This is a genomic window from Candidatus Poriferisodalis sp. (assembly GCF_965208485.1).
In the GTDB taxonomy this organism is placed as follows: domain Bacteria; phylum Actinomycetota; class Acidimicrobiia; order Acidimicrobiales; family Poriferisodalaceae; genus Poriferisodalis.
In genome coordinates this window covers 1,411,867-1,436,806 of the sequence record NZ_OZ242344.1, presented here as the reverse complement: position 1 = coordinate 1,436,806, position 24,940 = coordinate 1,411,867, and the positions used below count along the sequence as shown (strand labels likewise).

General features: G+C 67.3%; 29 protein-coding genes. 17 read left to right on the top strand and 12 right to left on the bottom strand.

Annotated elements, in window-relative coordinates:
• Window positions 1-110 precede the first annotated feature (110 nt).
• From secA to ACOGXQ_RS06505, 5 genes are all read left to right on the top strand, one after another.
• Window positions 111-2,945: a preprotein translocase subunit SecA gene (gene secA, locus ACOGXQ_RS06525; RefSeq protein ID WP_419946615.1), complete on the top strand. Its 2,835-nt coding sequence runs from the start codon at window positions 111-113 to the stop codon at window positions 2,943-2,945.
• Between the two features lie 23 nt (window positions 2,946-2,968).
• Window positions 2,969-4,090: a peptide chain release factor 2 gene (prfB, locus tag ACOGXQ_RS06520; RefSeq protein WP_419947347.1), complete on the top strand. Its 1,122-nt coding sequence runs from the start codon at window positions 2,969-2,971 to the stop codon at window positions 4,088-4,090.
• A gap of 96 nt (window positions 4,091-4,186) precedes the next feature.
• Window positions 4,187-4,936, top strand: a complete 750-nt coding sequence (ftsE, locus tag ACOGXQ_RS06515) for a cell division ATP-binding protein FtsE (protein WP_419946614.1) — start codon at window positions 4,187-4,189, stop codon at window positions 4,934-4,936.
• Window positions 4,933-5,826, top strand: a complete 894-nt coding sequence (locus ACOGXQ_RS06510; protein WP_419946613.1) for a cell division protein FtsX — start codon at window positions 4,933-4,935, stop codon at window positions 5,824-5,826. Before ftsE ends, ACOGXQ_RS06510 begins: the two co-directional genes overlap by 4 nt.
• 187 nt (window positions 5,827-6,013) lie before the next feature.
• On the top strand, window positions 6,014-6,913 hold the full coding sequence (locus ACOGXQ_RS06505) for a crotonase/enoyl-CoA hydratase family protein (RefSeq protein ID WP_419946612.1): 900 nt from the start codon (window positions 6,014-6,016) through the stop codon (window positions 6,911-6,913).
• Window positions 6,914-7,084: 171 nt separating this feature from the next.
• Here ACOGXQ_RS06505 and ACOGXQ_RS06500 read toward each other — a convergent pair whose 3' ends face one another.
• Together ACOGXQ_RS06500 and ACOGXQ_RS06495 are read right to left on the bottom strand one after the other, a co-directional pair.
• Complete coding sequence (locus tag ACOGXQ_RS06500; protein ID WP_419946611.1) at window positions 7,085-8,380, bottom strand: MFS transporter; 1,296 nt, start codon at window positions 8,378-8,380, stop codon at window positions 7,085-7,087.
• 205 nt (window positions 8,381-8,585) lie between these two features.
• Window positions 8,586-9,197 (bottom strand): EthD family reductase, encoded by a 612-nt coding sequence (locus ACOGXQ_RS06495; protein ID WP_419946610.1) that lies wholly within the window; start codon window positions 9,195-9,197, stop codon window positions 8,586-8,588.
• A gap of 349 nt (window positions 9,198-9,546) precedes the next feature.
• Between ACOGXQ_RS06495 and ACOGXQ_RS06490 the strand changes: the two genes are divergently transcribed.
• On the top strand, window positions 9,547-9,891 hold the full coding sequence (locus tag ACOGXQ_RS06490; RefSeq protein ID WP_419946609.1) for a metallopeptidase family protein: 345 nt from the start codon (window positions 9,547-9,549) through the stop codon (window positions 9,889-9,891).
• Between the two features lie 59 nt (window positions 9,892-9,950).
• Here the strand turns inward: ACOGXQ_RS06490 and ACOGXQ_RS06485 are convergent, their stop codons facing one another.
• The 4 genes from ACOGXQ_RS06485 to ACOGXQ_RS06470 all read right to left on the bottom strand — a co-directional run bounded on the left by ACOGXQ_RS06485 (window position 9,951) and on the right by ACOGXQ_RS06470 (window position 13,313).
• Window positions 9,951-11,075 (bottom strand): acyl-CoA dehydrogenase family protein, encoded by a 1,125-nt coding sequence (locus ACOGXQ_RS06485; RefSeq protein ID WP_419946608.1) that lies wholly within the window; start codon window positions 11,073-11,075, stop codon window positions 9,951-9,953.
• A 30-nt stretch (window positions 11,076-11,105) separates the two neighbouring features.
• Entirely contained in the window at window positions 11,106-12,230 is a 1,125-nt protein-coding gene (locus ACOGXQ_RS06480) for an alpha/beta hydrolase family protein (RefSeq protein WP_419946607.1), read from the bottom strand.
• A 19-nt stretch (window positions 12,231-12,249) separates the two neighbouring features.
• The gene (locus tag ACOGXQ_RS06475) at window positions 12,250-12,750 is read right to left on the bottom strand and encodes a VOC family protein (RefSeq protein WP_419946606.1); all 501 of its coding nucleotides are present in this window, start codon (window positions 12,748-12,750) and stop codon (window positions 12,250-12,252) included.
• A gap of 80 nt (window positions 12,751-12,830) precedes the next feature.
• Window positions 12,831-13,313: a 2'-5' RNA ligase family protein gene (locus ACOGXQ_RS06470; RefSeq protein WP_419946605.1), complete on the bottom strand. Its 483-nt coding sequence runs from the start codon at window positions 13,311-13,313 to the stop codon at window positions 12,831-12,833.
• 64 nt (window positions 13,314-13,377) lie between these two features.
• On the opposite strand from ACOGXQ_RS06470, the gene ACOGXQ_RS06465 reads away from it, so the two are divergent.
• Both ACOGXQ_RS06465 and ACOGXQ_RS06460 read left to right on the top strand, forming a co-directional pair.
• Window positions 13,378-14,094, top strand: a complete 717-nt coding sequence (locus ACOGXQ_RS06465) for a hypothetical protein (RefSeq protein WP_419946604.1) — start codon at window positions 13,378-13,380, stop codon at window positions 14,092-14,094.
• Window positions 14,095-14,154: 60 nt separating this feature from the next.
• A complete protein-coding gene (locus ACOGXQ_RS06460) occupies window positions 14,155-14,388 on the top strand; it encodes a hypothetical protein (protein ID WP_419946603.1) in 234 nt (77 codons plus the stop codon).
• Here the strand turns inward: ACOGXQ_RS06460 and ACOGXQ_RS06455 are convergent, their stop codons facing one another.
• Window positions 14,389-15,171: an indole-3-glycerol-phosphate synthase gene (locus ACOGXQ_RS06455; protein ID WP_419946602.1), complete on the bottom strand. Its 783-nt coding sequence runs from the start codon at window positions 15,169-15,171 to the stop codon at window positions 14,389-14,391. It lies immediately after the preceding gene.
• A 172-nt stretch (window positions 15,172-15,343) separates the two neighbouring features.
• Here ACOGXQ_RS06455 and ACOGXQ_RS06450 point away from each other — a divergent pair, with 172 nt between their 5' ends.
• The 5 genes from ACOGXQ_RS06450 (at window position 15,344) to ACOGXQ_RS06430 (ending at window position 16,795) form a co-directional block, all read left to right on the top strand.
• The gene (locus ACOGXQ_RS06450) at window positions 15,344-15,766 is read left to right on the top strand and encodes a CopG family transcriptional regulator (RefSeq protein ID WP_419946601.1); all 423 of its coding nucleotides are present in this window, start codon (window positions 15,344-15,346) and stop codon (window positions 15,764-15,766) included.
• The gene (locus tag ACOGXQ_RS06445) at window positions 15,763-16,128 is read left to right on the top strand and encodes a DUF5615 family PIN-like protein (RefSeq protein WP_419946600.1); all 366 of its coding nucleotides are present in this window, start codon (window positions 15,763-15,765) and stop codon (window positions 16,126-16,128) included. The genes ACOGXQ_RS06450 and ACOGXQ_RS06445 overlap by 4 nt, the downstream gene beginning before the upstream one ends.
• 61 nt (window positions 16,129-16,189) lie before the next feature.
• Window positions 16,190-16,444, top strand: coding sequence for a hypothetical protein (locus ACOGXQ_RS06440; RefSeq protein WP_419946599.1), 255 nt, complete (start codon window positions 16,190-16,192; stop codon window positions 16,442-16,444).
• Between the two features lie 64 nt (window positions 16,445-16,508).
• Window positions 16,509-16,670 carry a hypothetical protein gene (locus tag ACOGXQ_RS06435; protein ID WP_419946598.1) on the top strand — a complete coding sequence of 54 codons (162 nt, stop codon included), beginning with the start codon at window positions 16,509-16,511 and terminating at the stop codon, window positions 16,668-16,670.
• On the top strand, window positions 16,667-16,795 hold the full coding sequence (locus ACOGXQ_RS06430) for a hypothetical protein (RefSeq protein ID WP_419946597.1): 129 nt from the start codon (window positions 16,667-16,669) through the stop codon (window positions 16,793-16,795). Before ACOGXQ_RS06435 ends, ACOGXQ_RS06430 begins: the two co-directional genes overlap by 4 nt.
• Before the next feature lie 22 nt (window positions 16,796-16,817).
• Here ACOGXQ_RS06430 and ACOGXQ_RS06425 read toward each other — a convergent pair whose 3' ends face one another.
• Window positions 16,818-17,246: a cupin domain-containing protein gene (locus ACOGXQ_RS06425; protein WP_419946596.1), complete on the bottom strand. Its 429-nt coding sequence runs from the start codon at window positions 17,244-17,246 to the stop codon at window positions 16,818-16,820.
• Between the two features lie 106 nt (window positions 17,247-17,352).
• Here ACOGXQ_RS06425 and ACOGXQ_RS06420 point away from each other — a divergent pair, with 106 nt between their 5' ends.
• On the top strand, window positions 17,353-17,820 hold the full coding sequence (locus tag ACOGXQ_RS06420; RefSeq protein ID WP_419946595.1) for a hypothetical protein: 468 nt from the start codon (window positions 17,353-17,355) through the stop codon (window positions 17,818-17,820).
• Between the two features lie 69 nt (window positions 17,821-17,889).
• On the opposite strand, the gene ACOGXQ_RS06415 is transcribed toward ACOGXQ_RS06420, so the two are convergent.
• Window positions 17,890-18,519: a PQ-loop domain-containing transporter gene (locus ACOGXQ_RS06415; protein WP_419946594.1), complete on the bottom strand. Its 630-nt coding sequence runs from the start codon at window positions 18,517-18,519 to the stop codon at window positions 17,890-17,892.
• Between the two features lie 157 nt (window positions 18,520-18,676).
• Between ACOGXQ_RS06415 and ACOGXQ_RS06410 the strand changes: the two genes are divergently transcribed.
• Window positions 18,677-20,041, top strand: a complete 1,365-nt coding sequence (locus tag ACOGXQ_RS06410) for an MFS transporter (RefSeq protein ID WP_419946593.1) — start codon at window positions 18,677-18,679, stop codon at window positions 20,039-20,041.
• A 25-nt stretch (window positions 20,042-20,066) separates the two neighbouring features.
• On the opposite strand, the gene ACOGXQ_RS06405 is transcribed toward ACOGXQ_RS06410, so the two are convergent.
• Window positions 20,067-20,519 carry a nitroreductase/quinone reductase family protein gene (locus ACOGXQ_RS06405; protein ID WP_419946592.1) on the bottom strand — a complete coding sequence of 151 codons (453 nt, stop codon included), beginning with the start codon at window positions 20,517-20,519 and terminating at the stop codon, window positions 20,067-20,069.
• Between the two features lie 91 nt (window positions 20,520-20,610).
• On the opposite strand from ACOGXQ_RS06405, the gene ACOGXQ_RS06400 reads away from it, so the two are divergent.
• Window positions 20,611-21,435 carry a hypothetical protein gene (locus ACOGXQ_RS06400; RefSeq protein ID WP_419946591.1) on the top strand — a complete coding sequence of 275 codons (825 nt, stop codon included), beginning with the start codon at window positions 20,611-20,613 and terminating at the stop codon, window positions 21,433-21,435.
• A gap of 7 nt (window positions 21,436-21,442) precedes the next feature.
• Window positions 21,443-22,873, top strand: a complete 1,431-nt coding sequence (locus ACOGXQ_RS06395) for a DUF3644 domain-containing protein (protein ID WP_419946590.1) — start codon at window positions 21,443-21,445, stop codon at window positions 22,871-22,873.
• Between the two features lie 19 nt (window positions 22,874-22,892).
• Here the strand turns inward: ACOGXQ_RS06395 and ACOGXQ_RS06390 are convergent, their stop codons facing one another.
• Both ACOGXQ_RS06390 and ACOGXQ_RS06385 read right to left on the bottom strand, forming a co-directional pair.
• Window positions 22,893-23,507, bottom strand: a complete 615-nt coding sequence (locus tag ACOGXQ_RS06390; protein WP_419946589.1) for a hypothetical protein — start codon at window positions 23,505-23,507, stop codon at window positions 22,893-22,895.
• A 152-nt stretch (window positions 23,508-23,659) separates the two neighbouring features.
• Window positions 23,660-24,685: a hypothetical protein gene (locus ACOGXQ_RS06385; RefSeq protein ID WP_419946588.1), complete on the bottom strand. Its 1,026-nt coding sequence runs from the start codon at window positions 24,683-24,685 to the stop codon at window positions 23,660-23,662.
• Window positions 24,686-24,940: the final 255 nt, after the last annotated feature.

The window sequence follows — 24,940 nt, the reverse complement described above, 5'->3', positions numbered from 1 at the left end:
CTGCAGTCGCCGTTGCGGCATTCCTGAGTGGGGCTTGCAGCGGCGACGAGTTTGGTGATGTCGGAGGAAATCTCGGCCACGGGCGCGAACCCCAGCGGTAGCCTGCGATGGTGGCTCTGTTTCAGCGCATGCTCCGTGCCGGGGAGGGCAAGAAGCTGCGCTTGCTCGAGGCGCTGGTCCCCGAGGTCAATGCGGTCGAGCCTGACATCGAGCGGCTCGCCGACGACGAGCTGCGGGCCCGGACGGGCGATTTCCGCGCCGAGCTGGACCGCGGCGCCGACCTGAACGACATCCTGGTGGACGCCTTCGCAGTGACCCGCGAGGCGGCGCGCCGAGTCATCGGCCAGCGCCACTACGACGTGCAGATCATCGGCGGGGCGGCGCTGCACTTCGGCTGGGTCGCCGAGATGCGCACCGGCGAGGGCAAGACGCTCGTCTCGACGCTTCCCGTGTACCTGAACGCCCTGAGCGGCAAGGGTGCCCACGTCGTCACCGTGAACGACTATCTGGCCGCACGCGACGCCGAGTGGATGGGCCGCATCCACCGCTTCCTGGGCCTCGAGGTGGGACTCGTGGTGCCGGGGCCGTACGACACCGTTCACAAGCGCAGCCAGTACGCGGCCGACGTCACCTACGGGACCAACAACGAGTTCGGCTTCGACTACCTGCGTGACAACATGGCGCCGAATCGGGCCTCCCAGACCCAGCGCGGGCACAACTTCTGCATCGTGGACGAGGTCGACTCGATCCTCATCGACGAGGCCCGCACGCCGCTGATCATCAGCGGGCGGGTCGCCGATGCAGCGAAGCTCTACCAGCAGTTCGCCCGCGTTGCGGCGTCGATGACCCGCGACGTCGACTACGAGGTCGAGGAAGACAAGCGCAACGTGGCCGTGCTCGAGCCGGGCATCAACAAGGTCGAGCGGGCGCTGAATATCGACAACCTCTACGACCAGGTCTCAGCCAACCTCGTCCACCAGATGAACGCCGCGCTGCGGGCCAAGGAGCTGTACCGCCGCGACAAGGACTATGTCGTGTCGCACGGCGAGGTGAAGATCGTCGACGAGTTCACCGGTCGGATCCTGGAAGGTCGCCGCTGGAGCGAAGGTCTGCACCAGGCGGTGGAGGCCAAAGAGGGGGTGGCGATCAAGGAGGAGAACCAGACGCTCGCCACCATCACGCTGCAGAACTACTTCCGCCTCTACGACAAGCTCGCCGGCATGACCGGCACGGCCACCACCGAGGCTGCCGAGTTCGGCAACACCTACGGGCTCGACGTCATCCCGGTGCCCACGCATCTGCCGGTCGTGCGGGCCGACCACGGCGACCTCATCTACAAGACCGAGGGCGCCAAGCTCGAAGCAGTCGTCGATGACCTGGCCGAGCGGATCAGCTCGGGCCAGCCGACCCTCGTCGGCACGGTCACCGTCGAGAACTCCGAGAAGCTGTCCGCCGCGCTCGAGCGCCGCGGCATCGACCACAGCGTGCTCAACGCCAAGGAGCACACGCGCGAGGCCGAGATCATCGCCCAGGCGGGACGGCTGGGCTCGGTGACAGTGGCCACCAACATGGCTGGTCGCGGCGTCGACATCCTGCTCGGCGGCAACCCAGAGGGCTTGGCCCGACGCGACCTGCTGCGGGAGAAGCTGGACCCCGACGATCCCGACAACGCCGCCGAGTTGGTCCGCCGCATCGAGCGCTACGAGCCCGAATGCCGGGCCGAGGGGGACGAGGTGCGCAAGCTGGGCGGGCTGTACGTGCTCGGCACCGAGCGCCACGAGTCCCGCCGCATCGACAACCAGCTGCGAGGCCGCTCGGGACGCCAGGGCGATCCGGGCGAGAGCCGGTTCTACCTGTCGCTCGAGGACGACCTGATGCGCCTGTTCGCCACCGGCGCGGTCAACTGGGTGATGGATCGCACGCTGCCCGACGACGTGCCGCTCGAGGCGAAGATGGTCACCAAGGCCATCGAGCGTGCCCAGAACACGGTCGAGCAGAAGAACGCCGAAATCCGCAAGAACGTCCTCAAGTACGACGAGGTGATGAACGAGCAGCGCAAAGTGATCTATGCGCGGCGCGAGCAGATCCTCGGGGGCGACGACCTGCGCGCCGAGTCGCTGGGATACGTGCGGGAGGCTGCCGAGGCGGCGGTGCTGGACCACTGCGACACCGACGAGATCACCGAGTGGGACTTCGACGCGCTGCTCGCCACGATTCGCACCTATTGGCCCAGCGAGCTCACCGACGCTGAGCTGTCGGGAGGCTGGCTGTCGGGTGAGGGCCAGCGGGGCTGGAGCGTCGACGACGCGGTCGAGCTGGTGTGCGCCGACGGCGAGCACCACTACGAGGCGCGCGAGGCCGAGGTCGGCCCTGAAGCGATGCGCGAGGTCGAGCGGCAGGTGATGCTGCGGCTCATCGACCAGCGATGGCGCGAGCACCTTGCCGACATGGACCACCTGCGCGAGGGCATCCACCTTCGAGGGATCGGCCAGAAGGACCCGGTCGCCGAATGGCAGCGAGAAGGCTTCGACATGTTCGGGGCGATGCTCGAGCGGGTGTACCGCGACTTCGTCGCCTACGTCATGCACGTGCAGGTCACGACCTCCCCGATTGCCGAAGACGCAGATCCGGACGATTCGGCCGGTGGCCCTGCAGAGCCGCGCTCCGGCACCCGGACGGCCACCGCTCCGAACAGGACGCAGACCGCTGATGTGCGGTACTCGGCACCGGATCTCACACCTTCGACGGTGACTGTCGGCAATGGCGCCGACGGTGCCGGCACTGCAGCCTCGCCGCAGCATGGCCCCAGCGGTCCGTCGCAGTCGCGTCGCATCGCTGCGGCATCGGGCGGCACGATTGTCAAGTCCGCCGAGGAGAAGCTGGGACGCAACGATCCCTGCCATTGCGGTTCAGGTCGCAAGTTCAAGCACTGCTGCGGTCGCTGAGAGGCTGAGCCGTGAGCCGAACCCTGAACGACTACGCCGACGCGCTGGCCGACCTGGATCGACGCGTGAGCGAGGCGCATCACTACTTGAGGATCGACGAGGCGCGGACCACTGCGAACAAGCTGGAGGCCGAGGCGTCCGAGCCGTCGCTGTGGGACGACCCCGACCGGGCGCGTGCAGTCACCACCCGGCTGTCGCGTGTCCGCGACGACATCGAACGCTGGAGCCGGGCCCGCTCCGACGTGGACGACGCCGACGCACTGGTGGAGCTGGCGGTCGAGGAGGACGACGCCGACTTGCTGGGAGAGATCGACGAGGCCGTCGAAGCTGCCGAACACCGCCTCGCGGAGATCGAGCTGATGGCGCTGTTCAGCGGCGAGCACGACGAGAACGACGCGGTGTGCGAGATCAACTCGGGTGCCGGAGGCACTGATGCATGCGACTGGGCTGAGATGCTGCTCCGCATGTACCAGCGCTGGGCCGAGCGCAACGACTTCTCCGTGGAGCTGACCGAGGCCACCGACGGGGGAGAGGCCGGCATCAGTTCCGCGACCTTTCTCGTGCGGGGGCGGCACGCGTTCGGCTTCCTCGCAGCAGAGCGGGGCGTGCACCGCTTGGTGCGCATCTCGCCGTTCGACGCCCAATCCCGGCGCCACACGGCGTTCGCCTCGCTCAAGGTGGTGCCGTTCTTCGACGAGGTGTCAGACGAGGTGCCGATCGACGAGGGCGATCTGCGGATCGACACCTATCGATCGTCTGGTGCCGGCGGCCAGCATGTGAACGTCACCGACTCCGCCGTGCGCATCACGCACCTGCCCACCGGCATCGTGGTGGCGTGCCAGAACGAGCGCAGCCAGCACCAGAACAAGGACCGTGCGATGCAGATGCTGGCGGCCAAGCTGGCTGACCTGCAACGGTCCGAACGCGAGGCTGAAGTCGCAGCGCTGGCGGGCGAGCAACGCGACGTGGCGTGGGGCAGCCAGATCCGCTCCTATGTGCTGCACCCCTATCAACAGGTCAAGGACCTGCGAACGGGGCTGGAGATCGGCAACGTGGACGCCGTGCTCGACGGCGAGCTGAACGGTCTGATGGAGGCCCACTTGCGCTGGCAGCGTTCGCAGCAGGGAGCCGGCCCCGCAGGGTGACCGGGTTTCCACGGACCGCTGGCGTACCGTGGAAACCGACTCGGCGGTACGCGGCACCCGCGCGCAACGGGCTGGCCGCACGACCTGAAGGCGCGCATGATTCGCTTCGACAACGTCACGAAGATCTACCAAGGTGAGACGCGGGCGGTCAACGGCGTGTCGCTCAGCATCTCCAAGGGCGAGTTCGTCTTCCTGGTCGGGCCGTCCGGTTCGGGCAAGTCGACGATGCTGCGCCTGATGACCTGCGAGGAGAAGGCCACCGCGGGCAGCATCCATGTGGCAGGCAAGGATCTGTCCAAACTCAACAGCTGGCGCGTGCCATACCTGCGCCGCAACATCGGCTCGGTCTTCCAAGACTTCAAGCTGCTGCCCAGCAAGACCGTGTACGAGAACGTGGCTTTCGCGCTCGAGGTGATCGGTCGTCCCGACAACGTCATCCGCACGCAGGTGCCGGCCATCTTGGAATTGGTCGGGCTGCAGGACAAGCAGCGGCGCTTTCCCGATGAGCTGTCCGGCGGCGAGCAGCAGCGAGTGAGCGTTGCGCGGGCGTTCGTGAACCGGCCGCTCATCCTGCTCGCCGACGAGCCCACCGGGAACCTCGACCCGGACACTTCTGACGAGCTGACATCGCTGCTGGATCGGATCAATCGCACCGGCACGACCGTGGTCATGGCGACACACGACCAGACGATCGTGAACAGCATGCGGCGCCGGGTGGTCGCCCTGCGGCACGGCGAGCTCGTGCGCGACGAGCAGCGCGGCGCCTATGGGGCCGAGCCGGCGACGGGTGATGCGCCGCCGACCGATGCCGACGTCTCCGGGTTCCCCCACGGGGATGGCTCGTGAGCCGCATCCGCTACTTCGCGCGGGAGACCTGGGCCAACATCCGGCGCAATCTCACGCTGACCTTCGCCGCGATCCTGACCGTCGCGGTCGGCGTGATGCTGGTCGGCATGGGGCTGATGGCGGGTTACGCCAGCGGCAACGCGCTCGACCGCTGGGAGGGCGGTGTCCAGTTCGAGGTGTTCATGGACCCGCAGATCGATCCGAGCCAGATCGACGCGCTCGGACTCGAGTTGGAGACGCATCCAGAAATCGACCGCATCGAGTTCTTCAGTTCAGAGGAGGCCTACGGGCTGGTGTCCCAGCAGATGGCCGATCAGCCCGAGCTGTTGGCTCAGGTGTCGCCCGGGGCGCTGCCGCCGTCGTACCGGGTGGTGCCGCGCTCGGTTGAGGCCGAGCTGATCGAGTCGTTGGCGGCGCAGTTCCGCCAGCGTCCTGGCGTGATGTCGGTCCAGACCGGCCGTGAAGAGGTGGACGCGATCCGGACTTGGTTCACGTCGTTCCAGGGCATTGTGCTGCTGCTGTCGATCGTGCTGGCGGGGGCCAGCGTCATGCTGATCTTCAATTCGATCCGGGTGGCGATGTTCGCCCGCCGGCGTGAGATCGAGGTCATGAAGCTGGTCGGGGCCACCAACAGCTTCATCCGGTTCCCGTTCATGCTCGAAGGCATGCTGCACGGCCTTGTCGGCGGGATCATCGGTGCGATTGCGGCCGGAGCCTTGCGCGGCCATGTCGAGGGGCTGTTCTCGCGCTCGGAGATACTGGCGTTCTTCCGATCATTCGTGGTGACGTCGAGCCAGTTCACGACCGTGGTGATCGTGACGGTGATCGCCGGCGTGCTGGTCGGGATGCTGGGCTCAGCGTTTGCCGCAAGCCGCTTCCTCGACGTGTAGAGGCTGAGTCCTGGGTCCAAGCGGCTCGCGAGCGAAGCGAGCTAGGGCGGAAAGCACAGTGCGAAGTCGTGGCCCGAGCGGCCCGTGAACCCAATCACATGAGCATCGGGAACAAGAGCGGAAGATAATGGGCGCTGCCGCACGGGGCCGGTGCCCTTGCGGCCGCTAGGACCAGCCAGGAGGTTCCATGCCGGAGTTCGAGACGATTCTGTACGAGGTGTCCGACCGCATCGCCACCATCACGCTCAACCGGCCAGAGCGGCTGAACGCGTTCAACGGCCAGATGCTGCGTGACGTGATGGACGCCATCGACCTCGTTGACGCCGATGACGAGGTGCGTGCCGTGATCTTCACCGGTGCCGGACGCGGCTACTGCGCCGGCGCGGATCTGAGCGGCGGTGCCGACACCTTCGACCTTGACCGCCAGTCCCCCGAGCGGAAAGCCGAGCGGGCGGCTGAGCGGGGCGCCACCGGCGATCTGGCGTGGATGCGTGACGGCGGCGGCCTGCTGACGCTGCGCCTGTACGAGTGCAACAAGCCGTTGATCGCGGCCATCAATGGCCCGGCGGTGGGCGTCGGCGTCACGATGACATTGCCGATGGATATCCGGCTGGCGTCCACCAAGGCCCGCATCGGATTCGTGTTCTCGCGCCGGGGCGTGGTGCCTGAGGCCTGCTCGTCCTACTTCCTGCCGCGTGTCGTGGGGTTGTCGAAGGCGCTGGAGTGGTGCTTCAGCGGTCGGGTTTTCGACGCTGGCGAGGCGCTGGAAGGCGGCTTGGTCCGCAGCCTGCACGAACCCGACGAGCTGCTGCCGTCCGCCCGCGCGATCGCAGCCGAGATCGCGGAGAACACCTCAGCCGTCTCGGTGACAGTGATCCGTCACATGCTGTGGCGCATGCTCGCCGCGGATCATCCGATGGAGGCCCACAAGATCGACTCCCGGGGGATCTTCCACCTCGGGCGGGGCGCCGACGCCCACGAGGGGGTGGCGTCATTCCTCGAGAAGCGTCCGCCCGAGTTCTCGCTGCGGCCCAGCCAGGACCTGCCCGAGTACTTCCCTTGGTGGGACGAGCCCGAGTTCTGCTGAGAGGCTGAGTCCTGGACCCAAGCGGCCCGCGAGCGCAGCGAGTCAGAGCGGAAGGCACGGTGCGAAGCCGTGGCCCGAGCGGCCCGTGAGCCCGTACTCCAATCGCAATTGGGAACAAGAGCGGAAAGCAACTGGTGCGAGAACGGAAGGTGCACCCACCCGCACAGCTGCTCAGGCTGAGGTCTCCGCGTCGCTGCGACGGGCAGGGTCGTCGCCCCAGCCGATGAGCGCGACGCTGAGGACGCACGCGGCGCCCGCGAGTCCGAAGGCAGGACCGAAGCTGTCGAACCAGTCAGCCAAGGTGCCCCCGACCGGCGGTCCTGCCGCCAGGCCGAGCCCGAACAGGATGGTGGCGAGCCCGTAGGCGGCGCCGAATTCGTCGCCGGCGAGGCTGTCGCTGACACGCGCGGCAATCGAGGCGATGATGCCGCTGAAGGCCATGCCGAACGCGATTGCCGACACCCACGCAAGCAGCGGCCCGGCGAAGACGAGCAGCGGGTACGCGGTCGACGTGATGATCGTGATCAGCGACACACCGAAACCGATGGTGACGGCGCGCCGCCTGCCGAAACGGTCCGCCCAGCGACCGAAGACCGGGCCGCCGACGATGCAGCCGAGGCCGATGGACAAGAACGCCAGTTCGGCGCCCCAAGCGGTGAAGATGTCCGCGTAGCCCTCGAGGTGGCCCACGATGAACGTGAGCACCGTCGAGACGATGAAGGCGTGCAGTGCGTATGCGGTGACCAACCGACCGGCGTGCGGCACCTTGGCGAGCGCAGCCCGGGCGCCCCCGAAGCCGGTGCGACCGGGCGTGCGCGCCCAGCGGCGCACCGCGACGGCGAGGACAACCAGCACCGCTGCGCCGAGCAAGAACTCGATCAGGTACACGTCGCGCAAGTGGCTTCGGCTGGCATCGGCCAGTGCTGCTTCGCTCGAGGCTGTGTCGCTCAAGACTGGGCCGCCGGAGCTCGGCAGGAACGCGTCGAGGGCGGCTGCCGTGACCATGCCGCAGCCGACGCCGCCGGTCAGCCAGCCGGCCGCAGCGCCTCGCCGCTCAGGTCCCAGCAGCTCGGCGGCGAGCCCGGGGGTGCCCACCCACACGCCGGCGGCGCAGAAGCCCGTCACCGCGAGCGCGAAGGCGGCGATGCCCACGTTCGGACTCCATGCCAGCAGGGCCAACCCAACCACGTTTCCGGCCACGCCGATGCGCACAGCGCCGCTCAGGCCGGTGCGGCCGACCGTGAGCGCGACTGCCAGCGAGCCCACGAGGTACATCAGCAGATTCAGCGAACCGAGCGCACCGGCCGCAGTGTTCGACAGCCTGAATCCGTCCCGCAGGTCCGTGAACAGCAGCGAATAGGTGAAGCGACCGAACGACTGCGACACGGCGGCTGCCGCTGCCAGCGTCAGCAGCACGCCGATGCGGCGCGCGCTGCTGAACCCGGCGGCGTGGGTCGTGGCGCTCACGCCCGGCCCGATCCGTAGCTTCGACGCAAAATCTGCGCAATTGCGCCGCTGATGGCGGCTGTTTTGCGCGCAATTGGGATTTGGCGGCAAATCTGCGCAATTGCGCCGCTGCCGGAGGCTGCCTGTCGCACCAGAATTGATCTGGTGGCGTCAATGACTGCGTGCGTGAGGGGATGCATGCCTGTCGGCATCGCCAGACAAGGGGCTAGTCGTGCGGCCAGTTCACTGCCGGCAGCGGGGGGCGCTGACGGCAGATGGTCTCCGTTGTGATGACTCGCCGCGGTGAGCGCTCGGTGTCGGCGAACTTCGCCACATCGGCCAGGATGACCTTCCGGTCGTGCTCGTCGCCGAAGAAGCGCTCGCGCAGGTCGTCGAACGAGGCGAACGAGACGAGGGCGAACCCGTCGTAGGTCGGGCCGTTGAGCGTGGCGACGACGCTGAGCTGCGTGTAGTCCCACATGCCGGGGTGATGTCGCAGCGCCAGCGGGACGTGGGTGTCACGCCAGTGGCTGTCGCCCTGCGCGTGGGTCAAGGAAGGGTGGTGGACCATCGGGAAGATGGCGGTCAGACCGGGCGAGGGGGTGCCGGGGTCTGACTCCAGCGGCCGCTCGCGGATGATGCGTGTGAACACCAGGTACGTGCCGACCGTCGCCGCCGGGGTCAGCACATCGGGGGAGTCGGTCACGGCTCGCACCAGCGTGCGGAAGGGGAGCTCGTGGCGGTCGTCGGGATCGGCGGTGTAACACACCCCGTCGACACTCGCTGCTGCCTCGGTCGCTGCGGATGGATCGTTGCCGGTAACCACGAGTTCATGCACGCCTCGACGTTAGAGGATGCGGGTATCGGATGATCTCTTCGTCGAGTCGCCCTGTGTTTCGCGCTCTAGCAGGACGCTGAAATATGCAGATCTGGCCGGAAGCACAAGCCCCTGACCTGCGGGTTTGCAACTGGACACCGCCCGAAAATCGACTTTTCAGCATCCTGCTAGTGGTGCGTCGGCCATTTGCGCAGGGCCTGCCGAAACCTGTTTCCGCAGGTCAGCGGGCCGCGACTTGCCCGCAAGAAAACCGCGACACACCACTGGCTCGCTGCGCTCGCGGGCCGCTCGGCCTCCGGGTTCAGTCTCTTGGTGCTGGGCGGCCGCAACGGGAAGGCAGGATGGAAGCGTGCTGGACATCGACGAGACGACGTTCGCAGGCTTGGTAGAGGAAGCGCTGGAAGACATTCCGGACGCGCTGCGGGAGCTGATGGACAACGTCGCCATCTTCGTGGAGGACCGCGGGGAGGATCCGGACCTGCTCGGCGTCTACGAGGGCATCCCGCTGACCGAGCGCCACGACTACGGCGGGCTGGTGATGCCCGACAGCATCGTCATCTACCGGCTGCCGATCCTGGAGATGTGCGAGACGGCCGACGATGTCGTGGAGGAAGTTCTGGTGACGGTCGTGCACGAGATCGCCCACCACTTCGGCATCGACGACGACCGTCTGGGAGAGCTGGGCTGGGACTGACCGGCGCTATCCCGATTCGGGACTGCTCCGGCTTCGCAACCTCAGATTCGGCCGAGCAGTCAGATTCGGCCGAGGCCGAGGTCCAGCTGACCCCGGGCGACGTTGGCCGCGAGCACCTCAGTGGGACCCTCGGCGAGCCGCAGCGCCCGCACCCGCCGCAGGATGTCGGCCAACGGATGACCGTCCACCAGCGCGGTGCCGCCGACGAGCTGCACAGCGCTGTCGCAGACCCGGCTGAGCGTCTCGGTTGCCAGGGACTTGGCCGCCATCACCTCGTTGACGTTGTTGTGGCCCGCGTCGATCAGCCGGGCCGTGCGATACAGGGCGCTGCGGGCGCCGTAGGCGGAGATGCGCATGTCGCCGAGCGCCACCCGCTCGACGTCGGTCCCCGTCCGTGTGGGCTCTTCCGCCCCGCCGCGCCGTGCCGCGCGCTGGCCCAGCGCCTGCTCGGCGCACTCGATAGCGAACCGGCACTGGCCCACGCAGTCGGCTGCGATCGCCATGCGCACCGAGCTGATCTGGCTCATCGCCCGCCCGAGTCCGCGTCCGGCCTCGCCGATCACATGCGTGGCCGGCACTCGCACATCGGTGAATGCGAACGCGGCGTGGTGGCTGCCGTCGATGGTGCCGAAGCGCTGTTCCAGCGTCACGCCGGCTCGGTCGGTCTCGATGAGCACCATCTCCGGGCCGACCCCTTCGACCTCGACCAGCGTGTTGATGAAGTCGGCGTCCGCGCCGCCTGTCACGTACGACTTTGCGCCATTGACCACCAGCTCGTCGCCGTCACGCATCGCCCAGGTGTGGCGTGGCGCGCCCGTGAGCTCGGTGAAGCCGAAGCCGCTGCGCAGCTCCCCGGCCAGGTAGGGCAGCAGGAATTGCGTGCGCAACGGCTCGCCGACGTTGGCGAGCACGCCCGGTGACGGTCCGAAGATTCCCGGCAGGTGGCTCACGTTGCGGCTGCCGAGCGTGTCGCGCACGACGGCGAGCGCCAGAGCGGACGCCTCAGTGCCGCCGAACGATGCCGGCTGGGTCATGCCGAAGATGCCCGCCGCGACCGACGCCTGCCGGACCGACCTGGCGAGCTCCGCCCCGGCCGTCTCGGCTGCAAGCGCCGCCAATTCGTCAGCCAGCCGTTGCGCCGTGTCCAGCCACGCCGCGTGCTCGTCGTTCAGGAAGTCGGGCATCGGGGGTGGGGTCGCTGATGCGGTCCGGCTCTAGCCGGCGTGGCCGCGCACCCAGTCGGTGATGATGTCGGCTGCGGTGGCTCGGGCACCCGCCGGCGCGGTGAGGTAGTGGTCGCCGCTGATCGTGTGGGTGGGCACGTCGCCGCCGTCGGGCCGATCGCGCAGGGCGGCGACGATCTTGGCGGTGTCGGAGGAGAAGATGCCCGTGTCGCCGTCGGCGTCGATGACCAGCGCCGGCAGCCTCACGTGGCGGAGCTGGTCGGTGGAGCACTGCGACTCGCTGAGGCTCCACATCGACAGCCAACTGCGCAGCGAGCTGACCGTGCCGACGCCGAAGATTCCGTAGTTGGCCCGGCGCGGGTCGCCGAGGTAGCAGCCGGGCACGGGGCGCGGACTCGGGTCGAGCGTGCCGTCGAGCATCCGCAGGTCGGCCCACAGCCTGGGCACGACGAAGAGGCGCTCGCGGTGACCCGCTGCGGCCATCCGATCCAGCTCCGAGCGGACCCAGGCGGTGATCCGATCGTTGCGGGCCCGCTGTGCGGCCCGGTACGTCGCCACGAACTCCGGATCGAAGGGCGGCGGGCGATCCGGCGAGAACGGATCCAGCGCCGGGTCGACGCTGAGCGGGTCGTTCTCGCCGACCACCGAGGGGTCCATCCAGTTCGTCAGCACTTCGGCCCGGCCGGTGTGGGCCACGATCGACACGTACAGGTCGCCCGGCTCGAGGTTCTCGATGACGGGGTTCAGGCTGCTGCGGGTGTACTCGGGCACCAGCAGCGGAGCGGTGGCCTGTGCCTGGTAGGTGGCCATGAGCGAGCCGCCCCCGCTGTTGCCCATCAGCACCACGCAGTCGACGCCTTGGCTGCGCAGCCATCGCACGCCGGTGTCGATGTCGGCCAGTGCCTGATCGGCCAGGAAGTACGGCTCGCCGCCCCGAAAGCGGGTATTCCAGCCCAGGAAGCCGAGGCCTCGCTCAGCGATGTAGCTCGCCAGGTAGTGCTCGCTGAAGTCGATGTTGTAGTGGGTGGCGATCAGTGCCGTGCGAGGCGCCTGGCCTTCGGGCCGGTGGTACACGCCTTGGCAGGGATGCCCGCCGACTCCTGAGCGAGGGGCACCGGCACTCGGCAGCGCGACGAATTCGCGGGTGATGCCCATCTGTCGGCCGGCCCCTCGTTCAGGCCGTTGTGTCGGACGGGATGGGGGAGCGCATCACTTCCAGCGCCTCGGCGGGATCGGGCTCGATGCCGGTGGTGTCCCGGCAGAGTTCGACCATGATCCCGTTCGGATCGACGAAGTAGAGCGAATGGCACCAGCCGTGATCGACTTCCATCAGCGGCTCAATGTCCGCGGCCGCCATGCGACCACGCACGGCTTCCTGCTTGTCCGGCGTCGCTCGTACCGCGACATGGTTGACCCACACCGGAAGCCCCACCGTCGCACTGAGGTCGGTGCTGTAGTCGGCCTTCTCGCCCATGTTCCGGATGTAGAAGAACGCGATGCACTCCCCGTCGCCGATGTCGTAGAAGACGTGCTTGATGTGGCCGCTCGGCCCGCCGTCGGGCTGCGGCCGCTCGGCCTTCTCGGCGTGGACCAGCGGGAACCCCATGAGGTCCTCGTAGAAGCGATGCGTCGCCTCGAGATCCCGTGTTGCGTATGCGACGTGGTGAAGTCCCATCGCTCCCCCTGCTGCGGTGTGCACTGCAAGGTTCTCACATTCGGGCCGGCCAGTTCGCCCCGCTGATCGGGCCTGGGTCGCTAGTGGAGCGGGAAGCTCGCAACGTCCAGGTACTCGCCCCAGGGTGCTGCTTCGACCAGGCTGATCTCGTTGACCTCGAACCTCTCGCCCAGGCGTGGCCAGTCCACCGACGGCTGCCGCTTGCGGAAGCGTGCGATGGTCAGGTGGCCCACGAAGGGGTGGTCCGGGGGCGCGTCGCCGATGTAGCGGGTGGTGTCGATGACGGACTCGGCCAGTTCGTCAGCGCCGGCAGCGGGCAGCATGAGCACGCCACGGCCGAGTCGCTCGGGCTCCGGCCCGAGCGTGATGCCCGCTCGGTGGCACACCCCGGCCTGCAGGGTGCCGATCGCTTCGTCAAGGTCGCATTCGCCCAGAAATCGCAGTGTGATGTGCAGCCGCGCGGGTTTCGTCCAGCTCACGCCCGGTGCCGGCGGACGAGGCAGAGACGCCAGATGGTCGATGACGGACTCGGGCGGCCACACGGCGACGAACAGGCGTGGCACGGCGTGAAGCTACCGGCGCACCTCTGATTCTGCGGCTGCACGGCAGCGGGTTACGCTCGCCGTCGTGGCCCATCTTGCACGGCGCGCGACGACGTTGTTCGTCTGCTGCGTTGCGAGCGCAGGTCTCGTGGCCGGCTGCAGCAGCGACAGCGATGAGACGCCTCAGATGGCGTCGCAGGACGCGACGGCAACGACCGCCGCAACGCCAGTCGCCTCGATGCCGGCGTCGACGACCGAAGCGTCGGATTCCGACGAGAGCACCGACCCTCCGACCACCGGTGCCGTGGCTGCCGACGACGTTCCCGAGCCCGAGCCCGATGTGCAGGCAGCAGCAGTTGAGGCGGATGACGACGGCGAGCAGGAGGTCACAGCCGACACTGCTGCGGGCGAGGACAGCAGCACCAGCGAGCCCGGCGATGCCACCGAGCAGACCGAGACGCAGATTGGGACCGCACCGGAAGCCGGCGAGTCGACCGATGCAGCGGAGGTCCAAGCGGGTGACGAGCCTGCTGCGGCCGTCGAGGAAGTCGAGGAATCCGGCGAGGTCGAAGAGGCCTTGGAGATCGACGAAATCGAAGAAGTCGAGGAGATCGAAGAGATCGAGGAAGTCGAGGATGACCCAGAGGTCGACGACTCCGACGAGGCTGTCATCGAAGCGGATCCCACCGAGGATCGACCCCGGGTGTTGGCGCTCGCCGTGCCGCAGGTCAACGGCGTCACTTTCGACGTGAGCTCACTCACCGGCCGCGACGTGCTGGTCTGGTTCTGGGCACCGTGGTGATCGAATTGCCAGCGGGAAGCGCCTGCGGTCGCAGCGCTGAAGACTCAACACGGTGACAACTTGGCTCTCGTCAGCGTCGGCGGACACGACACCCCCTCGGCGATCTCGAGCTTTGTGAGCAGGTACGGCCTCGGCCACCTGACGAACCTGCCCGACGTGGACAACGAGCTTGCGCGGACGCTCGGCGTCAGCTACCACCCGCGCTGGCTGCTCATACGCGCGGACGGCACCGACGAACGAGGCGGAGGCGCAATCCCCGACTCGATCGTCACCGACGCCCTGACCCCGGGCTGATCAGACGAACCGCTGCTCGGCGGCGTCGGCCAGCAAGTCCCGCAGGAGTTCGGGAGGATCGTCGGCCACCACCAGCGCCTCGCCGATCAGGGCTGCGTGATATCCGGCCTCGGCGATCGCTCCCATCGATGTGCCGCCGGGCACACCGATGCCTGACGCGGCCACCAGCAAGATCCGGTCGTCGATGCCCTTGAAACAGCGGCTGACCCGTACGGCCTTGTCGTAGTCCACGGTGAACTTGGTCGACTCTGGATTGTCGCGCTGGTTGATGGCGATCATGTAGGCGCCGAGCTCGACTGCCGCCTCGAACTCGGCCTCGTCACGCACTTCGGTGAGCACGTCGACGCCGAGTGACAACGCCAGCGCCTGCATGGGCGGCAGCTGCGAGCGGTCGATGTCGGCCAGGATCACCAACATCGCGTCGGCGCCCATCTCGTGGCTGTCGCGTACGTCATCGAGCGTTCGCAGGAAGTCCTTGCGCAGCACGGGCAAACCCGTCACGGCCTTGGCGGCCTGCAGATCCTCAGGAGAGCCGCTGAATCGTTCGCGCTCGGTCAGCACCGAGAGGCAGGCGGCCCCGCCGGCCTTGTATTCCGACGCCAGGTCAGCGGCGTCCGCATCAGCCCGCAATGCCCCACGCGACGGCGAACGGCGCTTGATCTCGGCGATGACCGACAGTCCCGCTTCTCGAAGGGCAGCGGCGAACCGGTGGCCGAGAGGGACCTCGCCTGGCTCGGACCTGTCAACATCGGCCTTGTCAACGTGGGCGTTGTCAGCAGCCATGGGACCGATCTCACTTCCCGGCTCAAATCTGCAGGCCGGGTCGGCCAGTGACTCTACGGCTCTGGCCAACTATCGGCCCCGTGTGGGCTGTTGCCTTCGGCCGTCGTGCTGGAGCTTGGCGCAGAGATCCTGCGATTGCGGAGCGGCAACGACATGTGACTACGCTGTAGTCATGCCAGTTGTTTCGGTCCGGATTTCCGATGACGAGCTGTACGGCAGGCTCCGGCAGAACGCGCAGCATCACGGCCAGGGAATCTCGACACTCGCGGGACGTCTGATCGACGAGGGCTTGCGCATGGAGGCCCACCCAGCGGTGATGTTCCGAGATGGTCCCGAAGGTCGCCGAGCGGCACTGGCGGCTGGTCCAGAGATCGTCGATGTCATTGGGGCACTCATCGGCGGCGATGTGCCGGTGGACGAGCGACCGGCACGAGCAGCGCAACTCCTGAACATCAGCCCGGACGCCGTCGACGCAGCTCTTGGCTACTACGCAGACTTCACCGACGAGATCGACGAGGAGCTCGCCCAAAGAGCGCGAGCGGCCCAGGAAGCTGAAGCCGCTTGGGCCCGCCAGCGGGCACTGCTTGAATCGTGAGGCTGCTGCTCGACGAGATGCACGCGCCGGCGGTCGCGGCTGCACTCGTCGCTGCAGGGCACGATGTCGCGGCCGTGGCAGCAGAGCCGTCGATGCGAGGGCGCAGCGATGCGAGCCTGCTGCAGTACGGAACCGAGTCTGGTCGGGTGCTCGTGACGGAGAACGTCGGCGACTTCTTGGTGTTGGTGCAGCGCCGCGTGGCAGTAGGGGGGACACACCCAGGCGTCATTCTGACGAATCCCGCCAGATTCAATCGGGCTTCACTGGCCTACCCAGGGAATCTCATATCCGCGTTGGCGACCTTCCTCGCCGACCCACCAGTTGAGGGCGATTCATGGACGTGGTGGCTCCAGCCCGCTTGAGTATCTGGAGAGCAGAAATTCATTTGAATATTTAAAACATCATAAAATATATTGATTTTCTGTGGAAGATGAGCTCTCGAACGATGACGGCGGAGAGATGCAGCGCCGTCAGCTCCGTGCCGCCGGGGTGCTGGTCGCATCCAATGCTCGACTGCGACCCACCACCACGATGCTCGCCGATGACGAAGTTGGCGACACGGTCGCCGTCGCCACCCTGCTGCTCGACGTCACACGCCCAGACTGCATCGATCGCGTCGTGAGCTGGCTGCGCGACACCGCAACCCTCCTCGAAACCCTCCGCGAACTCGAGCGCTGAACTCTCGTTAGTGCATCGATTCGGTCGAGCCGCCTAGCGCTTGCTGCCGGTTAGCGTTCGTCGGATGCAGAAGCGGGAGGAAACGCCGGATCAGGATGACATCACCCGCCGGTTGAACGCGATCTACGAACGAGAACCGTCAGAACTGGATCCGGTACTGCGTGAGCTTCAAGCGAGGGCACTGTCGGATGAGTGGCCGCCGCCTGTGTCGGAGGTGCAACCGTGAATCGGTTCAACAGCGAGTCGTTGCGCGCCGAGATTGAACGGGTGCGCGCCGATGATGACTTCACCGCGCGAGCGAAGCGACTCATCGAGCGTGATCAGGAGCTGCTTGAGCGTCTCGCCCAGTAGCGCGGAATCTGAGCCTCGTCGATCAGGCTGATATCTTGGGGCTGAGGGATCGGAGTCTGCTGTGCTCGGCGGGGCTTCGGTGATGGGTTGTCGGTCCGGGAGTTGCAAAGAGCAGTTTCCCGGGTTCGTTCACGATGAGCCGGTGCCACACGCCGCTCGGCACGATGCACATCTGGCCTGTTTCGAGCGTCAAGGTCTCCGTCTCGTCGTCGAGGTCGAGGACAATCTCGATCGATCCCGATAGGGCCACGAGAATCTCATCGCCGCCCGGGTGCATCTCCCAGTGGCTGTCTTGGTCCATGCCGACGACGCCGAAGAGGCGCCCGTCAAGATCGTGCTCAGCGAGCGACTGCCAGAACCCGGGTGCGGTGGCATCGAGCCGCTCAGCGTCGCCCCCGGGGGCGAGGTGCAAGAAGGTCCGCTGGGGATCCATTGACGAGTGTTGAGCCATGGCGGCGGTCCTCTCCGAGGTGCCCGATCTGTCAACGAGTGTGGCGCGATCGGGCCGGGCGTGTGGCGCGGCTGAGCCGGACGCGCGGCGCGGTAGTGTCGCTGCGGTGCTGAAGGATCTTCGGGAGCTGCCTCGGGCGGTGTGGCCGAGAGCGGTGGTGTACGGCGCCATAGCGGCCGTGCTCATCGGCATCCCGTCGGACCTGATCGACACGCCCGTCTTCGGCCGGCCGATCGAGGCCCGGTGGCTCGACTGGGTGATCTTGGTGATCACTTCGGCACTGATCGGGCTGATCTTCGCCATCCGGCCGCCGTCGAGCGCTGAAACAGGCGCCGACGACGCCGTCGAGCGTCAGGGCACCACCACGCTGTGGGGCGGGCTGGTCTCGTTCCTTGCCGTGGGCTGTCCGGTGTGCAACCAGGCAGTTGTCGCGCTGGTGGGCATCTCGGGAGCGCTGTCGTGGTGGGCTCCGGTGCAACCCGTCGTGGGGCTGGCCGCCGTGGCGCTGCTGGTGTGGACGCTGCGCAAGCGGCTCCGCACCTATCGAGCCGTGGCCTGCCCGCTGCCCGCCTGAAAAGCCGCGCACCAACCGCATCGTGGCTTGCCCGCTGCCGACCCAAGAAACCGACCGCGTCAGCCACCGTCAGGGTCCGACCGAGGGGTCCGGCGGTGCTAGTTCGCTCGCAATGCGGTGACGGGCGATCCATAGCCGCAGGAGTATGAGCGCTGCGAGCAGGAACGCCGTGCTGCCGTACACCATGATCGGGATCGCCGCCACCAGCACCCCGTAGTAGCCCCACAAGATGCCCTCGCCGGCGGTGAGCACCCACGTCAGCGGTGCGACGCCGACTGGGGCGTACGACCGCCACGCGGCCCACACCGACGGTCCCAGGTACAGCCCATTCGACAATCCGAGCACCGTGCCCAGGACGGTCCAGCCGGCCACAAGCTGCAAGCCCACCGATGCCACCCCCACGGCGACGCCGGCGATGACGGCGACACGCACATCGGCGCCATTGCGCCAAAGCAGGAACAGCACGAGACCGAAGCTGATGATCGCGGCCAGAATGGCGGGGATCGTGACCCAGAACTCCTCGGCGATCACGTACGCGATCCAGCCGATGTTGATCACCATGCCGATCGACGCCCATGCAGGGGAGGCGCCCTCGGTTCGCTTCAGGCGCAGCAGCCGCACCACCTGGGGCACGACCTGCACGAACGTCACTGCGGTGGCGACGACGGCGACCAGGTTGGCGAACTGTTCCTGACTCACGGGAATCCCGTGCCGCAGTGGCCTGGACTGGACGGCAGCGGCACGCAGCACCAGACGTCGCGCACGCTTGCCATCGCAAGAGTGTCGCACCCTGAGTCGACCCCCGATCACGAAATGCGCGTGCGCCCGACGCTGTTTCCATGTTGCATGGACCCCTGTGACCGACCTCGGCAGCGAAGAGCGAACCCGTCAGCGCCGGCTGACCGGAGCCGCCGCGGTGGTGCTGATGGCGCTGGTCGCCGCCCTCGCCCAGTCGTTCGGGCGGTTCACCTACGGGGTGCTGCTGCCCGCAGTCCGTGACGATCTCGGCCTGTCGAACACGGTCGCGGGCTCGCTCGCGACCGTCAACATGGCGGCCTACCTGATGGGCAGCCTGATCGTCGCCACGGCGTCCAGCCGATTCCGGCTGATCTCGGTGATGCGGGTCGGCATGGTGGTCGCGATCGTCGGCCAAGCGCTCGCGACGGTCTCGCCGGGCCCGGTCGTGCTGGGAGTCGGATTGTTCGCGCAGGGGCTCGGCGGTGCCTTGACGTGGATTCCTGCCCCGGTCATCACCGCCGACGCGATCTCTCCCGAACGGCGCGGCCTCGTCGTCGGGTTCCTCGGCGCGGGCATGGGGCTCGGCATCGTCTTCGCCGGCCAGCTGTCGAGCATCGTCCGTTCGACGATGGGGGATGCGTCGTGGCGAACGGTCTATTTCGTGCAGCTCATCGTCGGTGCGGCCGTCGTCGCCGTGGTGCTGCTCGCCATCGGGCACCGCCAGGAGCGCCTGGCATCACGTACCGGTCTCGGCGGGTTCAGCGCCTTGCGGCGTGTGCCCGGATGGGCGCCGCTGGTGTCTGCGTTCTTCGTCTTCGGCCTGCTCTACCTGCTGATCATCTCGTTCCTCACCACCCGGCTGGAAGACGACAGCGGCTGGACGAGCACCCAAGCGTCGCTGGCGTTCACGCTCGTCGGCGTGGCCATGATCTTCGGAGGGCCGCTGTTCATCGCACTCTCCGAGCGCATCGGAGCCCGATCGACGCTCGCCATCTCATTCGGCGGCTGGGCCGTGGTCACCACGCTGATCCTGCCGGGCTGGTTCGCGCCGACGCTGGCGCTGTCGGTCGCGGTGGGCCTGCTGTTCGCATCCATGCCGTCGGTGCTGACGGTCTATGTCGTCAACAACACCACCACCGATGACTACGGGCCGGCGTTTGCTGCGGTCACCTTCTCGTTCGGGATCGCCCAGATGATCTCGCCGCAGATGGGCGGATTCATCGCCGACGCGGCGGGCTCGTTCACTCCGGTGTTCCTGCTCTCGGCGGCGCTGGCGGTGGTCGGCATGTTCACGTCGTTCGGCCTGCCGCGCCGCAGCCGGCCGGGCTTCCCGGCCGTGCCGGCTGCTGAGTCTGCGTCCGAACCGGCCGCCGAGCCTGTTTCCGAGCCTGCCGCGACGCCCGAGCACGACTGGCGCTACATCAACATGACGTTCGCCGTCACGTCTGCCGACACCCCGGCTGACACCGCAGCGGACTCCTGAACCGGCGCGGGCACGGTGCGGTTCCTTACGGGGCGCCATCTGGGACATTGGGAGCGGGCTCGAGCATGACGATGGGGAACTCGCGGTCGGTCTTGCGCTGGAAGTCGACGTAGTGATCGCCGCGGCTGGCGATGAGGCCCCAGAGCGCTGCGCGCTCATCGCCAGCGGTGAGTCGTGCCCTCATCCGCTGCGTGCCGCCGCGGTTGCGAACGGTGACGTCCGGGTTGTCTCGCATGTTCAGGAACCACGTCGGGTGATGGTCGGAGCCTCCTCGTGAGCCGATGACGACGAGGGCACCGTCTCGCTCGGCAACCGCGGACAGCAGCGTCGTGCGGGGTTGGCCGCTGCGGCGACCCGTCATGGTCACCTCGATGATGGGCGTTCCCTTGTGGATCCAGCCGATGCGTCCGCCGCTCAGGCGGATTGCTGTGCGGTTCAGCCAGTTGGCCGCCTTGAAGGTGCGATCATTCGTCCACATAGGAATCTCCGGCGATGAGCAGTTCCACACTTACGGTACGTCCGGTAGCGCGTGACCGAGTTCGAAAACGAGGCGCAGTACTCTGGGCCGCGTGTCGTCACAAACCGAAACGGTCACTGTGGCCGAGCTCAAGAGCCTGCTCGCCGATCCCGCGGCTCGCATCCAGCTTCACGATGTCCTCGGCGAAGAAGCGCTGCGAACCATCGACGCCATCGGTAACGCTGACTGCGAGGGATACGACGAGTGCCTGCGGGCCTATGAGAGTGCGGCCGCTGGCCTGACCAAACTCCTCGTCACCGGCGCCTACTTCGCCAACTGCGCCGACCATGACAAAGCGTTGGCCCATGCCGTTCGCCTGCTGGCCAACCGGATCCCGTACGCCAGCTCGGGCCACGGGACGGTCATCAACCTGGCGCATCACGTCACGCTGCTCGCGATCTACGCGGTCGCGTTCGGCGCCGCCGCCGCCGACCGGATCGACCCCCTCGCCAGGATCATCGGGACGGTGCGGGCCGAGGAGGACGACAGGATCGGGCGGGTCACCTATCTGGTCAACTGCGCCCAGCTCAGGCGGGCTGACGAGGCTCCGATCCAGACCTCGCTGCGGCTGTGGATGACGCTGCGCTCGATCACCGACGAATTCGTGCCCAAGACCACCGAAGACGCCCTCTTCGACGCGCTGCTCGACGAGATCGAGTACCTGCTCGGCGTGACCCACGGGCGGGACACCGCCGAGGGAACCGGCCCGGTCGGCTACGGGGCGATACAGGTGCTCGCCACCCGGGTGGCCCCGGACCGGCTGGTGCGGCGCAATCTGGACCTGCTCATCGCACACGACGCGTTCCAGAGCGTCGACGAGTTCTACATCTGCCGCGAGCGCTACAACAAGGCCTACGCCGCCGAAGCCCGCGTCTAGTGCCCAAGTGAAGCGAGACGCTCGCGGGCGAATTGGCAATGACGTCCACCGTCGGCACCGCATCGGCGAAGCCATCGTGGAGGGATACCGGCGGCAGCCGCAGACCGAGGAGGAATTCGACTGGGCGGGCGTCACGGTACGGTGCGGCATGGCCGAGCCGCCCAGCGACGAGGACGTCGAACTGGCGCTCAAGCTGCTCGATCTGTGGGATAACGGGCGGGGCATCTCCAAGAGCGAGCTGGAGCGGCGCACCTGGGATGACGGCTCGTCGCACGGCCGCCGGTTCGACCGCTTCATGCGGCGCACACTGCAGATCGAGACGACAGGACGCGCCCGCCAGACCGACCTCATCGAGGACCTTCGGATGCAAGTGCGGTCGCTGGGTGCGCAGCCGGTCGGCACGGCTGCCGCCGAATGGGAGGCCCAGCTGCAGCAGGCCCGAGCCTCGTGCCTGGAGGCGCTGAGGGTCTGGAACGACCCGCTCAGCTCGTTCCGCACGGGCGCGTTCTCGCTGCTGTTCGTGACGGCGTGGAACAGCCTGTCGCTGGCGGTGCTGCAGCGCGACGGCGCCGAGTGGCGCAAGCTCGACTACGACGGTCAGCCCACGCTGTTCGACGGCATCGAGCAGTCGCTCGACACGCTTGACCTGATCGGGCGGGCATTCGGCGGCGGTGAGCACCGCGGCGCCCGTGAGAACGTGGCTCGCTGGGTGGAGTTGCGCAACGCCACCGCTCACCGACACCTTCCCGGGCTGGATGTCACGGTGATCCCGTTCGCGCAGGCCGGGCTGCTGAACTTCGAGAACGCCCTGGCTGGCGAGTTCGGCCCCGAGTACTCCATCGCGGACAGCCTGTCGGTGCCGCTGCAGCTGTCGGGTTTTCGCGACCCCGGCGTGCTGGCCTCCGCCAAGAAACTCCACGCATCGCTCCCGCTCGACGTGCAGGCCCTGTTGGGCCGCGCCGAGGCGGTGCCCGACGAGGTGCTGAACGACCCCACCTACATGATCCGGGTGGCGTTCGTGCCGGTGCCCCGCTCGTCGGCCAACAATCCCGACGCGGTGGCCTACTTCGTGCGTCCCGGCGAGGTGCCCATCGAGCTGGCCGATGCGCTCGACCAGTTCGTGGTGCTCAGCCGCCCGGTGGCCCGTCACGGCTTCCGGCCATCCGATGTCGTGAGCGAGGTGCGTCGCCGCACCGGCCTGAAGTTCACCACTGCGATGCACGCTCAGGCGTGCCGGAGCTTGGGAGTGCGTCCGCAGAAGGGCCAGCACGACCGCACCATGAACCTCAACTACGCCGAGTACCTGACCAGCTACAAGAGCTACCTGTACACCCAGGCGTGGATCGACCGGCTCGTGGCTGAGTTCGCCGATCCGGAGCGATTCGCTGAGCTGACGGGTGTGGCGGCGGTGCGGACTGACCACGCCGAGCAAGATTGACCGTCAGAGCCTTCTCGGGTCAGAAATCGCCGAACCACTTGTTGGCGACGCGCTTGACCGCCTTCGAGGTGACGTCTCGCAGGCTGATCTCCTCGGGACGGCGGTCCGGCCTGTTGCGATGTGCCGTGAGCCACGCTTGCCCTTCGGGGGGAAGGACACGCCTCACCGCTGCGTCGACTCGGCGGATGAACGCACGGCTCTCGGTGAAGTACTTGTCGCGCCGTGTGTAGTACGCGACTTCGTCCCAGAGCTGCGCCATGTCGTAGAACGCGGCAACCCCGTAGTAGGTGAGCAGAATCGACGCACCGGCGCGCGCTACTGCCTCGCCCTGGTTCATGGTCCACTCGTCGCGGAACCGGTCTCCCATCCGCATCAGCGTCGGGTCGAAGAAGTGAGCGGTCTCGTGCGCCAGAATGCCGGCTACTTCGACAAAGTCGTCGTACGCGTCCGAGACGACGATCGTCGGGATGCCCCATCGCTTCGGTACCAGCAGGCCGTCAGCGTCGGTGGGCAGCAGATCAGCGTCGTAGATGACCTTGCCGCCGTAGTGGACGACCGCTCGCTCACACGCGTCGATGAGCCGCGCTGAGCGCTGGTCGGCCTCGTGTGGTGTTTGCAGAGCTTGCTGGGTCACGCATCCGACAATAGAGAGGGGGTGTCACAGCATCGTTTGCGGCCGTCGGCAGTACGGTGCCGGAAGCGGTGAGCCGTCGGCCGCGAGTCTCGCTGAGGGCTCCTCGCGTGAGGCGGAGCGTGGCGGGCGCTTCCGGTCCAATGGACCGACCGTCAGGTCTCCGTCACCAATTGTGCAAATGACTCTCGACACGAGATGGACGGCCAGTCGCCGTCTACCATTCGCTCGGCAGGCCAACTAAAGCTCATGGCACCAGTTTCGTCGCCGGTTGCGTATTCCTGAAGGGTCTTGGAGGCGAGTGCACGTCTCCCCGATGTCGAAGCGGGCACGGCATCACGCCAAACGAACCGCGTCGCTCGCCGACGTCGTGGGTCCTGGACATCCGCTCGGGCGATGAGCAACACCTGCGCCGCTCGGCGTTCAGAAGGCTGACGCTCCGAAGCCAAGCCGCATGAGACCACGGCGCACTGGATATGCAGCCAGCGGCTGATGTACTGGCGAAACTGCATGTCCTTGCTCGCCAACCAGGACGACCAGGCATCGGCACCCACGACCGTCGCCGGTACCACGAGCGCCAGTCCTCCCTCGATGGGCAGAACGTCGATCGCAGGCAAGATCGACGGCAAACGCCCGTATCGATCGGGGTGGCAGAGCACACTGGCGACCGATCGAGCGCGCACGAGCGCAAATTCCGAGAGCGTCACCTTCTTGCCGGTGATCGCATTTTCGAGCAGGGATTTCAGCCACTGGGCTGCGTCCGGATAGTCGCGCTGGTAGCGCGTCACTCGGGCGGGATGATCGAATCGCCAATAGCGCGCGTCTCTTGTGCCGGAGGCAACACATTGGAGATCGGCGGCAGCGACCGCGTCGATCCAGTCGGCTCGGCCCAGCGCTGAACCCGTTCTCGGGTCAGTGCCGGCTAGCAACATCCGCCGACCGCGGAGTGTTTGCTTGTCCAAGCGGCACGAACTTGCGATGCAGTGGTCGCTGTGCTCGAGGGCATTGCCGCAAGCGCAGCCCTGAAGGAATCGGACAATGCGGTCTGACGCAATCATGGACTCGTTCGACGACGTCGCCATAGGTGCTGGCAAGATCATGAGATCGATGTCGTCGAGAGGCTCGGCACGGTCCTCGCGGTCCCTGGCGTCGAGCTTGAGTTGATCAAGCGCAATCTCCAAGATCGGGGGGCCGAAATCGGGAGGCGAATCGTTCAGGCCCCCGTCAGCAGCAGACGAGGCAGGCAGCGCCGGATTCTGTAGGACACGATCTCTGACATCGGCGCTCCCACAGTGGACAAGCCACCTGCACACGTCATCCGGAAGATGTGGATTCGTCGCTGCGATGAGACGCGGCAGATCCTCGTTGTCCGTGGCGATTCGCGCCAGCGTCTCAGGTCGCGTACCGGGATGTGCGGCGACGGCGGCTCGCACCCT